Source organism: Christiangramia sediminicola (assembly GCF_031344135.1).
GTDB lineage: Bacteria > Bacteroidota > Bacteroidia > Flavobacteriales > Flavobacteriaceae > Christiangramia > Christiangramia sediminicola.
The window spans coordinates 129,954-142,332 of sequence record NZ_JAVJIU010000001.1; the positions used below are offsets into that span (position 1 = coordinate 129,954).

Here is a 12,379-nt window from a genome sequence, read left to right on the forward strand (position 1 = left end):
AAAGCTCCATTATTTCAATTTCTCATTTTTTGAAATTCTGAAACATGTTCAGGGTGAAATTGGTATATAAAACAAAAAAAGCCCTGCAACTTGCATGGCTTTTTTATTATCATTCAATACTTATTTATCCTAATTGACTTAGATCAATAAGTGCAGATTTAATAGATTCTTCACCTTCAATGGCTTCAAATGTGACATTCTTCACTAATGGATCTGCCAATGACATTACCAGGATAAAAGCAACATCATCTCTGGAGATCTCACCTCTTTCGTTCAAGGATCCTTTGGCAACTTTCACCTTCGCCAGTCCAAGATCATCGGTCAATGCTCCGGGACGTACAATGGTGTAAGGTAGGCCGCTTTCACGAAGATACTCATCTGCCTCCTTCTTAGCTTCCAAGTAGTGCTTTAGATCTTCATTTTTTGAAGGATCATCAGCTCCCATGGAACTTAGCATCACGAATTTTTTCACCTTCGCATTTTTCGCTGCATCTATTAGCTTTTTTGCTCCTTCAAGATCTACAGCAATGGTTTTGTCCTTACCAGTGCTTCCACCAGATCCAGCAGCAAAGATCACTTTGTCAATTCCTTTCATGGTGTGGCTTACATCACCTTCCAGGTCACCCATCACGGCTTCAACTTCCATGTCTTCAAATTGTTGTCTTTGCTCTTCTTTTCTAATCAGCGCTAACGGATTAAAACTTTCCGAGTTATTAAGGATCTCGATCACCCTTTTTCCTGTATGTCCGGTTGCTCCGGCAATTAATATATTTTCCATAATTTTTTGATCATTTTTACTTTTAACAAGATAAGGAGGAATAGAAAGATTCCCCAGAGAGAAAGCAGGAATAACAGTATCTTAACAATGAAAATCTACTTTCCGTTGGCAGATGCTCTTTCTTCCAGTTCTTTCTGAAATTCTTCCATAACCGGCTTTACTGTGCTCTCCGGAAGATCAGCAATTCTAATGTACATAAGTCCGTCTACCGCATCGTTGAAAAGCGGGTCAACATTAAAGGCCACCACCTTTGCATTCTGTTTAATATATTTTTTAATGAGTACAGGTAATCGAAGGTTTTCCGGCTCCAGTTCATCAATGATCTTATCGAATTTGTTCAAGTCGGCTTCACTTTCATCAAAGACCAGGTCTTTATCGGCATCTTCAAGTTTTACCTTGAATTCTTTTTTAGGATGTACATATTGAGCAACATATGGATCATAATAATTTGATTTCATGAACTCGATCATCAGTGATTTTGAAAAGTTGCTGAATTTATCACTGATGGTCACACCGCCAATAAGGTATTTATGTTCCGGAAATCTCAAAGTACAGTGAACAATCCCTTTCCAGAGAAGGAATAAGGGCATTGGTTTTAACTGGTATTCTTTGATGATAAAGGCCCGCCCCATTTCTATAGACTGACTCATCATTTTATATAATTCTGGCTCGAACCTGAAAAGATCCTGAAGATAGAAACCATCAATACCATGGTTGGCAAAGATCTCATTTCCCATTCCCATTCTGTATGCACCGGCGATCTTTTCGGCTTCGTTATCCCACAGGAATAAATGATGGTAATGGTCATCAAATTTGTCAAGATCGGTACTATTATTAGTTCCTTCGCCAACTTCCCTAAAAGTGATCTCACGTAATCTTCCTATTTCGTTCAGGATGTTTGGTATCACCTCTCTTTTAGCCAGGAATACTTCATAATTCTTACTCTGAAGCAGGCGTTTATCCATTTTTCGGCAATTCTCGATTTCAATATTCATGAGTTCAGAATTGGTCTCTTCAGCAATATCCTTTGGCGATCGCGGTATTTTTAATGTTTTCGGAAGTTTGGATAAAAGTTTTTTCTTTTCGAAGACATTCGCCAGCATATATGTTTTTCTGCGCAAGAAAGCTGTATAGGCCTCTAAATTTGAATGTTCCTGCTGGTCTTCTACAGATATTGGATGTCCAATTCTTACCTTAATTTTTCGACGCTTTTGCGTTAGCATCTCACTAGGCAATTTTGCTGTTCTTAATACGTCGCTCATCGATGCTAACTTGTAAAAGAACAGGCTGTTCTTCGCATGAAAATAGATAGGAACCACCGGAACCTTCGATTTCTGGATAAGCTTCATCGCTGAAGGTTCCCAGGGTTTATCTACGATATGATGATTATCTCTGTCTGTAGATACTTCTCCTGCCGGAAAAATTCCAAGTGCGTGACCCTCTTTCAAATGCGAGATAGCATTCTTCATTCCACTCAGGCTGGATTTTGCATCTTTATGATCCTCGAAAGGGTTAACCGGAAGTATATAAGGTCTTAAAGGATCAAGTCGATGTAAAAGGAAATTGGCGATCACTTTATAGTCAGGTCTTTTATCCAGCACCAGTTTCATCAATATCATTCCGTCTATTCCACCTAAAGGATGGTTAGAAATGGTTATAAACGGGCCGTCTTTGGGGATTCTTTTCAGATCTTTTTCCGGGATCTCGAAATCTATCTCGAATTCATTCAGAATAGATTCAATGAAATCAGTGCCTTTTAGATGCTTTCTTTTATCATATTCGCGGTTGATCCTGGATAGTTTGGTAGTCTTGAGAACCATCCAGCCAATCCCTGTTCCAAGGAATCCAAATTTGCGTAGGTTCATGACATTTGCAACTTCTTTGGCACTAACGATTCCCATAGATGATTGGTTTGGTTCAATCAAAAATAAGAAATCAAAATTTAGTTTTCGGCAACGAGCTGAACTGTATTCTGAGTAAGTTGTTTTAGAAGCACATTTTTATCCTTTTCGAGGGAATTTATAGCCTCTTCATTAAAGTGTCTTATCGTATAAAGTGAAACACCGGTTTTGTAATCTACCTTGAACCTCGCTTTTAAATGCTGAATGAGCTTTTCTAGCTGGTTGAATTTATTATCCACACAAACCCTAAAACTAATGGCAGAATTCTGAATAAGATCTACCTTCATTTGGTATTGATGGAAGAGCCTGAAGATTTCTGAAATATTCTCTTCTACCATGAATGAAAAATCTAGGGATGATAAAGAGATAAGAACCTGGTTCTTCTTTACTATAAAACATGGAATTTCAGGAAAGATAGACTTGCCTTTACTCACCGCCGTTCCTTCTTCTGAAGGATTAATGAAAGAGCGAACAAATAAAGGGATTTCCTTACGTTGCAGAGGCTGAAGAGTTTTTGGGTGAATCACCGATGCTCCGTAAAAAGCAAGTTCAATCGCTTCTTCATAAGAGATATGGTTCAACAACTGGGCTTTTTCAAAGAATCTTGGGTCTGCGTTCAGTACTCCCGGAACATCTTTCCAGATAGTTACATTCTCAGCATTAAGGCAATATGCCATGATCGCAGCAGAATAATCTGATCCTTCTCTACCAAGGGTCGTGGTAAAATTATTAGGATCTGATCCAATAAATCCCTGAATGATATTCAGCTTATCTGCATCTATATCTTTCTGGATCAATTCCTGGGTTTTTGTCCAGTTTACCTGAGCGTCACGATAAGTGCTGTCGGTTTTGATATAATTTCGAGCATCCAGCCAGTTAGAAGCAATGTTCTGAGAATTCAAATATTCACTTACGATCGTTGTGGAAATAAGCTCACCAAAGCTTACGATCTGGTCGTAAACGAAATCGTATTGATGTGATTTATTATGCTGAAGAAAATTTTCAAGTTCTGTAAATAGGGTTTCAACTTTAAAGTAGACCTGTGCTTCTTTATTCGGAAAAAGTTCTTCCAGAATTGCTCGATGATAGTTCTTGACCTCGTCCAGGCTTTTTGGGATTTTGGTGGTTTCGAGATAATCCCTAACTACTACTTCCAGAGCATTGGTAGTTTTTCCCATCGCCGAGATCACGATGAGCTTATTTTCGCTTCCGGTTTCATTAAGAACTTTGATTAGATTTTTTACTCCGTCGGCATCCTTTACAGAGGCGCCACCAAACTTAAAAACTTTGATCACTATTATTTGATATTTTTCTGGATTCCGCCTTCTTCCATATGCACGGTTTTCCAGCTTTCCTTGATTTGGGCTCCTGTGTTCTCGTAGAATTCTATCGCGTTCTTATTGCCTTCAGAAACTACCCATTCTATACGTTTAACGCCATGATCATGCCCGTATTTCACAACTTGCTTGTAAAGAGCACCTCCAAGACCTGTTCCTCTCATGCTTTCTCTTACGATGAGATCTTCCAGGTGCACGGTTCTTCCCTTCCAGGTAGAAAATCTGAAATATACCAGTGCCATACCTTCAATCTTCCCGGAAACATCTGCCACGAAGCATTTGAAGTTACCATTGTCAAAGCCTTCTTTTTCAAGATCGGCGATACTTACTTCTACATCATCTAGATGATTCTCATGTGCTGCCAGTTCTTTGATAAGTTCCAGCACCTGACTCATATCTTCTCTTCTGGCTTCGCGTATAGTGTATTCCATAATTCAGATTTTTAACAAAAATAAGCATTGAAAATCATAAGCCTATTAAAGCCATCTTAAAGAACGCCTTTATTTTCCAGATATTTGTGCATCGAAGCTTCATCCATCTGCACGGTATCCCAATCTTCCATCACATCTGCACCGCTTCTTCTGTAAAAATCTGCCGCTCCCTTATTCCAGTTTAGAACCACCCATTCGGTTCTTTTTACCTTCTGGTCTGCTGCGAATTTTATGACTTCGGTATAAAGAGCAGAGCCAAGACCTTTTCCTCTGAACTTTTCTCGAACAATTAGATCTTCGAGATGAACTGTTTTTCCTTTCCAGGTTGAGTACCTGAAATATACCAAAGCCATACCTTCAATTTTACCATCTGCCTCGGCTACAAAGCAATGAAAGGCTGGATTCTCTCCAAAACCGTCACGAATAAGGTCTTTTTCATCTATGATCACCGCATCTGGTTCTTTTTCAAATACCGCGAGTTCATTTATTAAATCAAGAACCGCTGCCATATCTTCCTCTTTTGCCCTGCGTATGTTAATTTCCATATAAATAGTTTTACACAAAAATAAACAATGTTACTATTGTCAGCGAAAACGTTGTAGTAAGTTTAAAATTTAATACTTTAGCCAGCGAAAAATAAAAGAATTCATGCCTAAGCCAAATCAAACTCTTGGAGAATTTATCATTGAAAATCAATCAGATTTCCCGGGTTCTTCGGGGGAACTTTCAAGACTTATCAACTCTCTAAGATTAGCCGCCAAAGTAGTAAATCACGAAGTAAATAAAGCCGGACTGGTAGACATCATAGGCGCTTACGGCGAAACCAACATTCAGGGTGAAGACCAGCAAAAGCTGGATGTTTATGCGAACAATAAATTTATTCAAACCCTTACCAATAGGGAGATCGTTTGCGGTATCGCTTCCGAAGAAAATGATGATTTTATTCAGATCGAAGGTCATAAAGGAGATCACCAGAACAAATATGTGGTTTTGATGGATCCGCTTGACGGAAGTTCGAATATAGACGTGAACGTTTCAGTAGGAACTATTTTTTCCATTTACAAAAGAGTTACACCAGTAGGAACTCCGGTGCAAAGCGAAGATTTTCTTCAACCCGGAAATAAGCAGGTTGCCGCGGGTTATATTATCTACGGGACTTCTACCATGCTTGTTTATACAACTGGTCACGGAGTAAATGGCTTTACCCTGAACCCTGCACTTGGATCGTGGTATCTTTCGCATCCAGATATGAAATTTCCTGAAGAGGGACAGATCTATTCTATAAACGAAGGAAATTATGTTCATTTTCCTCAGGGTGTGAAAGACTATATTAAATATTGTCAGCAAGAAGAAGGAAACAGACCTTATACCTCCAGGTATATTGGTTCTATGGTTTCAGATATTCATAGAAATATGATCAAGGGTGGAATTTTTATGTATCCAAAAAGTTCGAAAAATAGCAGCGGTAAATTAAGGTTGCTATACGAATGTAACCCAATGGCATTTCTTACCGAGCAGGCTGGAGGAAAAGCCAGTGACGGATTTCAAAGAATCATGGATATCCAGCCAACCGAATTGCATCAAAGGGCACCATTCTTCTGCGGAAGCAGGAAAATGGTAGAAAAAGCTGAAGAATTTATGGCAAAAGCCGAGACTAAGAATCAGTCTCAGTCGTTCTCCTTTTCAAGTAAATAACGATAATCTTCAAAATTCAATTGTCCGCTGAAGATCTGGATAGAACGTTCAATAATACCTTCAGAAGCCTGGCTTGAGAAACCAAGACCTATTGCGTATTTTTTGATCAATTCTCTTTCTTCATCATCAATTATATGATCGGCAAAGATGATCTTGAAGAGATCGTGAAGACGTTCCAGTCTTCTCTCAATGCTGTTGTATGCAGATAAAGGAAATGCTTTAGGGTTTTCTATAACCTTGTCATATTCTTCCTGGCTAATATCAAGTTTTCTTGCAAAGCGCTTAAGAAGTAGTTCTTCATCTTCATTTATCTCACCATCAACTGCAGCAAGATTCACAATAGATGCGAAGTGACTTAGGTTACGTAGATGCTCTCCCGAGCCGAATAAATCTGAAAAGGACATTATTGTATCAATTTTATACTACAAATATAGTTAAACAAGTAAGTATTTAAAGACTTGCGGGGTCTAAAATAAACCTAGTCAATCGCTAATCTTTTCTTAATCCTTGCAGGTTGAATTTTCTATTAATTAAATTCAATGTCCTTCAAATAAAATAATGAAAACACCATTACTGGCTTTTAATGAAAAAGGGATTTATTGTGCGGCGGCAGATGTTTATCTGGACCCGTGGAAGCCTGTTGATAAAGCAATAATTTCTCACGGACATGCAGACCATTCCCGTTGGGGACATAAAAAATATATTACTCATCACAGCAATGTTCCAATTATAAAGCATCGTCTTGGAGATATTGTTGTTTCCGGAGTTGAGTGGAATGAAAATTTCAGCATTAATGGAGTGAAATTCTCTCTGCATCCGGCCGGACATATAATAGGGTCTTCTCAAATCAGGGTTGAACATAAAGGCGAGGTATGGGTTTTTACCGGCGATTATAAAACGGAAGATGATGGAGTAGCCGTGCCTTATGAACCGGTAAAATGCGACACGTTTATAACCGAATGTACTTTTGGTTTACCGGCATTTAAATGGACTCCACAAAAACAGGTTTTTGAAGATATCAATAACTGGTGGCAGGAGAATCAGAATGATGGAAGAACTTCTGTGCTTTTCGGATATTCATTGGGAAAAGCCCAGCGATTACTGAAACATCTGGACACATCTATTGGAAAGATCTATACGCACGGAGCGATCGAAAATATGACTGAAGTTTTTAGAGACCAGATAGATTTCCCTAAAACTACCAGAATTACTCGAGAAACAAAAAAGGATGAGTTAAAAGGAAATATTGTACTTGCCCCGGGAAGTGCTCATGGAACGACCTGGATCAAAAAAATGGTTCCTTATGTAACAGCATCAGCCAGCGGATGGATGACTTTTAGGGGGGCGAGGCGAAGAAGAGCTATAGATAAAGGATTTGTTCTGAGTGATCATTGCGACTGGCAGGGATTGCTGAAATCTATTAAAGAAACCGGATGTGAAAAAGTGATCTGTACTCATGGCTATACAGATATTTTTTCGAGATATCTTCGAGAACAGGGTTATGATGCGAGAACTGAAGAAACTCAGTATGAAGGCGAGACAGGACAGTTGGAGAGTGATAAAGAAAAGGATTCAGAATGAAAGCATTTGCAGACCTTATAAAAACCTTGGATAGTACCAACAAAACCACTTTGAAGGTAGAAGCCTTGACTGAATATTTCAGAAATGCTCCGCCAAAAGATAAAGTCTGGACTATTGCTATTTTGAGTCACAGGCGTCCGCCAAGACCGGTTAATACCACACTAATGCGGGAATGGGCATCAGAACTGGCAAAAATACCATTATGGCTTTTTGAAGAATCTTATCATATCGTGGGAGATCTTGCTGAGACTATTGCTTTGATCATTCCGCCTTCAGGTGATTCAACGGAAAAGAGCCTGAATCAGTTTCTGCAGGAAATTCTCGAGTTAAAGCCAAAATCTGAAGAAGAGAAGAAAGAATATCTTTTTGATAACTGGCTGAATCTGAACTATTATGAACGTTTTGTTTTTACAAAGCTAATAACCGGTAGTTTCAGGATTGGGGTGAGCCAGAAGTTAATGACCCGGGCGCTTTCCAAAGCAACTGACATTGATGAAGATATCCTGGCCTATAAACTGATGGGGAATTGGGAACCTTCTAAAATCACCTTCAATAAGCTTATTCTTGAAGAGAATGAAGAAGATTTTCTTTCCAAACCATACCCTTTCTACCTTGCTTATGCGATAGAAGGTGAACCCGAAGAACTGGGCGATGTAACCGAATGGAGTGCAGAACATAAATGGGACGGAATAAGATCGCAAGTGATCATCAGGAATGATGAATTATTTGTGTGGAGCCGAGGAGAGGAGTTAGTCACTGATAAATATCCCGAATTCGAAGCTTTTGTAGAAGCTATTCCAAACGGAACCGTGATAGATGGGGAAATATTGCCATTTCCCAAGGGCGAAATAGGTACTTTTAAAGATCTGCAAACCAGGATAGGAAGAAAGAACGTTAGCAAAAAACTTCTCGAAAAAACACCGGTAATTTTAAAAGCTTATGATATCCTGGAATGGGAAGGTGAAGATATCAGAGACACTGCATTTGGCGAACGCAGAAAGATCCTAGAAAAATTACATCATGAGGTCAGAAATCCAGAATTGCCTTTACATCTTTCAGAAACCATAAGTTTTAATAATTGGGAAGAAACGGCTGCAGAAAGAGAGAATTCCCGCGAAGTAAAATCTGAAGGTTTAATGTTGAAAAGATTGGATTCCCCTTATCTGGTAGGCAGGAAAAAAGGTGACTGGTGGAAGTGGAAAGTAGACCCGTTAACTATTGATGCAGTCCTAACTTATGCCATGCGTGGTCATGGTAGAAGAAGCAATCTTTTTACAGATTATACTTTTGGTTTATGGGATGAGGAAAAACAGGAACTGGTGACTTTTGCCAAGGCTTATTCCGGATTGACCGATAAAGAATTCAGAAGCCTGGATGCATGGATAAAAAAGAATACGCTCGAAAGATTTGGTCCGGTTAGAAGTGTAACTCCGCATCATGTTTTTGAGATCGCTTTTGAGGGGATTGCAGAATCCAAAAGACATAAAAGCGGTGTTGCTACAAGATTCCCAAGAATTCTTCGCTGGAGAAAAGATAAAAAAAAGGAAGATGCCAATACGCTGGAAGATCTTAAAGCACTGATCCCGTAAAATGAGAAGGTCTGAATTAATAAATCTTGCGGAAGACTGGTTTGAAGATCAGGGTTGGAAGCCTTTCAAGTTTCAGAAGGATACATGGACGGCATATCTTCAGAAAAAGAATGGACTCCTAAATGCTCCTACTGGAAGTGGAAAAACTTACGGACTTTGGGTGCCCATAGTGCTGGACTACATAAAAAAGAATCCCGACTATAAAACAAAGCATAAAAAAGGACTGAAGGCTATTTGGATCACTCCCTTAAGAGCTCTTTCCGTAGAAATAGAACAGGCAGCGAGCAGGTTTGCCGAAGAAATGTGTACTCAGTTCAGCGTTGGAATTAGAACTGGCGACACTTCTCAGAAAGAAAGAGCAGCGCAAAAGAAAACGATGCCAGATCTTTTGATAACTACCCCGGAAAGTCTGCATTTACTGCTTTCTTCGAAGAATTATGACAAAACTTTTAAAGATCTTCAGGCTATTGTTATTGATGAATGGCATGAACTTCTTGGAACCAAAAGAGGTGTTCAGGTTGAGTTGGCACTTTCAAGATTAAAAACCGTTTCTAAAGACCTTCGAATCTGGGGAATTTCTGCGACTATAGGTAACCTTGAGCAGGCAAGAGAAGTACTGTTGGGACCTCAATCTCCAGCTTTAGAGAATTCAGTAATGATCAGGGCAAATATTAAGAAGAAGATAGAGGTAAGATCTATTATTCCTGATAAAATGGAAAAGTTTCCCTGGCGTGGACATCTGGGTTTACATCTACTTGATGAGGTTGTACCAATAATCAATAATTCTAAAACTACCTTATTATTCACCAATACCAGGTCGCAGTGTGAACTTTGGTTTCAGAAATTAATGGCAAAATACCCGGAGTTCGCAGGGGAAGTTGCCATGCACCACGGAAGTATAAATAAAGAGACCCGTTTATGGGTAGAACAGGCGATAAGAAATGAAAGTTTGAAGGCTGTTGTATGTACTTCCAGCCTTGATCTTGGAGTCGATTTTGCTCCAGTAGAAACCATAGTACAGATTGGTGGTCCAAAAGGTGTGGCGAGGTTTTTACAAAGAGCGGGAAGAAGTGGGCACCAGCCGGGAAAAGTTAGTGTTATCTATTTTCTGCCGACTCACGCAATTGAACTTATCGAAGCTTCGGCATTACAAAAGGCGGTAGAAAAGCAGGCTGTTGAAGATCGAATTCCATATTTAATGAGTTTTGATGTGCTTGTACAGTATTTAAATTCCTTGGCAGTTTCCAATGGTTTTTATCCAAAAGAAATTTTTCCCGAAATAGCTTCTACTTTCTGCTTTCAGGGTATCACAGAAGAAGAATGGACTTGGGTTCTCAATTTCATCACGAAGGGAAGTCAGAGTTTGCAGGCCTACGACGAGTATAAAAAAGTAGAAATAGAAGAAGATGGCAGGTTTAAAATAAATAATCGCGGAGTAGCAATGCGTCATAGACTGCAAATTGGAACTATCGTAAGTGACGCCATGCTTAGTGTGAAATATATGAAGGGTGGATATATTGGGACTATTGAAGAATGGTTCATATCAAAATTAAAGCCCGGAGATGTATTCACTTTTGCCGGTAGAAACCTGGAACTGGTTCGTATCAAGAATATGCAGGTTTTAGTTAGAAAATCTTCCAAGAAAACTTCAAAGGTGCCCAGCTGGATGGGAGGAAGAATGACTTTTTCTGCGCAGATGAGTGAACTTTTAAGAGAAGAAATGTATACGGCTTCCACGCTCGAAAAAGATAAAAAATCCAGTAAGGAATTGAGCGCATTATCTGGAATATTTGAAAGGCAGAAGCTAGAATCCATTATTCCGAAAAGTGATGAATTCCTTATTGAAACTTTTAAAACCCGTGAAGGTTACCACGCCGTTTTTTATCCGTTTGAAGGAAGATTTGTTCACGAAGCTTTAGGTAGTTTACTGGCTTACAGAATTAGTCTATTATCACCAATTAGTTTTTCTATCGCCTTTAATGATTATGGTTTTGAGTTGCTTTCAGACCAGGAGATCGATATGCAGCAGGTAATAGATAATGATCTTTTTAGTGCTGAATATCTAATGGACGATCTTTATAAAAGTTTGAATGCGACCGAGATGGCCCGTAGAAAATTTAGAGATATCGCCGTGGTCGCCGGTCTGGTGTTTACGGGTTACCCCAATAAACTGGTTAAAAGCAAGCATTTGCAGTCTAATTCACAATTGCTATTCAGTGTTTTTAGAGATTATGAAGAAGATAATTTGCTATATCAGCAGGCTTTTAGAGAAACCTTTGAACATCAGCTGGAAGAAGGAAGGTTAAGAATATCGTTGGAAAGAATAGAGGAACAAAAGATCGTGTGGAGAAAATGTGAAAAACCAACGCCTTTCTCTTTCCCTATTATTACTGATAGATTGCGTGAAAAATTGTCTTCAGAAAAATTGGAAGATAGAATTAAGCGGATGCTGAAACAATTCGAGAAATAATTATTCTCTTAACTTTTTGTCCAGGTAATGTCTTACCAGCTCTGTAGTTACTCCAAATGCGACATGAGCAAAAAGTTCGTTTATCTGCATTCTAATAGGAATTTCTGTTGGTTTTGGCTCAAGACCTAAAATTGGAAGAGAAGTTTCATGCGTTGTAGCCCAGGTAGTAGCGCCAAAGATAATTCCATCCATCGGTCTAAGACCATCACGATCCTTTTTACCATAACCGTATGCAGCTCCAAGAGAACCTCCCATGGGGATATTCACCAATTGTTCAGCCAAAGCTTCATTTTGAATACTTACCGGCGTTCCAGTGATCTTGGTAGATAGATCATCAACGATCTTGATCTGAGCAGAGCGCTGTTCAATTTTTCTTACCGGAAGATATTGCTCGATCAGGCTTTTGACGGCCGATCCTGCCAGGCCGCCAATAAATCCTGTAATAAGGCTGCGACCAGTGTTAGACATATATGAATCTTTCTGAAGAAATGTACTTACGCTCATAATCTGTTTCATTTATACAGAATAAAACTATTTAATCGCCTTAATCTGAACAATCATTTAACATGCATTTGGCATTGCCACTTCAAATTTTGA

The 12,379-nt window shown here is 39.1% G+C and carries 11 protein-coding genes; 4 read left to right on the forward strand and 7 right to left on the reverse strand.

The window, feature by feature from the left end; genetic code table 11:
• Positions 1–124 precede the first annotated feature (124 nt).
• The 5 genes from RE431_RS00585 to RE431_RS00605 form a co-directional block, all read right to left on the reverse strand.
• Positions 125–778 (reverse strand): SDR family oxidoreductase, encoded by a 654-nt coding sequence (locus RE431_RS00585; protein WP_309560018.1) that lies wholly within the window; start codon positions 776–778, stop codon positions 125–127.
• 95 nt (positions 779–873) lie between these two features.
• A complete protein-coding gene (locus RE431_RS00590; protein WP_309560019.1) occupies positions 874–2,679 on the reverse strand; it encodes a GNAT family N-acyltransferase in 1,806 nt (601 codons plus the stop codon).
• 41 nt (positions 2,680–2,720) lie between these two features.
• Positions 2,721–3,971: an aspartate kinase gene (locus RE431_RS00595; protein WP_309560616.1), complete on the reverse strand. Its 1,251-nt coding sequence runs from the start codon at positions 3,969–3,971 to the stop codon at positions 2,721–2,723.
• A gap of 5 nt (positions 3,972–3,976) precedes the next feature.
• A complete protein-coding gene (locus RE431_RS00600; RefSeq protein ID WP_309560020.1) occupies positions 3,977–4,447 on the reverse strand; it encodes a GNAT family N-acetyltransferase in 471 nt (156 codons plus the stop codon).
• A gap of 56 nt (positions 4,448–4,503) precedes the next feature.
• Entirely contained in the window at positions 4,504–4,992 is a 489-nt protein-coding gene (locus RE431_RS00605) for a GNAT family N-acetyltransferase (protein WP_309560021.1), read from the reverse strand.
• A gap of 103 nt (positions 4,993–5,095) precedes the next feature.
• Here RE431_RS00605 and fbp point away from each other — a divergent pair, with 103 nt between their 5' ends.
• Positions 5,096–6,142 (forward strand): class 1 fructose-bisphosphatase, encoded by a 1,047-nt coding sequence (fbp, locus tag RE431_RS00610; RefSeq protein WP_309560022.1) that lies wholly within the window; start codon positions 5,096–5,098, stop codon positions 6,140–6,142.
• Here the strand turns inward: fbp and RE431_RS00615 are convergent.
• On the reverse strand, positions 6,115–6,546 hold the full coding sequence (locus tag RE431_RS00615) for a tellurite resistance TerB family protein (protein WP_309560023.1): 432 nt from the start codon (positions 6,544–6,546) through the stop codon (positions 6,115–6,117). The two genes, fbp and RE431_RS00615, sit on opposite strands and share 28 nt — an antisense overlap.
• Before the next feature lie 154 nt (positions 6,547–6,700).
• Here RE431_RS00615 and RE431_RS00620 point away from each other — a divergent pair, with 154 nt between their 5' ends.
• From RE431_RS00620 to RE431_RS00630, 3 genes are read left to right on the forward strand one after another with little or no spacing between them, the layout of a single operon-like run.
• Positions 6,701–7,723 (forward strand): ligase-associated DNA damage response exonuclease, encoded by a 1,023-nt coding sequence (locus tag RE431_RS00620; protein WP_309560024.1) that lies wholly within the window; start codon positions 6,701–6,703, stop codon positions 7,721–7,723.
• On the forward strand, positions 7,720–9,312 hold the full coding sequence (locus RE431_RS00625) for an ATP-dependent DNA ligase (protein ID WP_309560025.1): 1,593 nt from the start codon (positions 7,720–7,722) through the stop codon (positions 9,310–9,312). Before RE431_RS00620 ends, RE431_RS00625 begins: the two co-directional genes overlap by 4 nt.
• A gap of 1 nt (position 9,313) precedes the next feature.
• Positions 9,314–11,782: a ligase-associated DNA damage response DEXH box helicase gene (locus RE431_RS00630; protein ID WP_309560026.1), complete on the forward strand. Its 2,469-nt coding sequence runs from the start codon at positions 9,314–9,316 to the stop codon at positions 11,780–11,782.
• Here the strand turns inward: RE431_RS00630 and RE431_RS00635 are convergent, their stop codons facing one another.
• Entirely contained in the window at positions 11,783–12,286 is a 504-nt protein-coding gene (locus RE431_RS00635) for a DUF1440 domain-containing protein (protein WP_309560027.1), read from the reverse strand.
• Between the last annotated feature and the right edge of the window lie 93 nt (positions 12,287–12,379).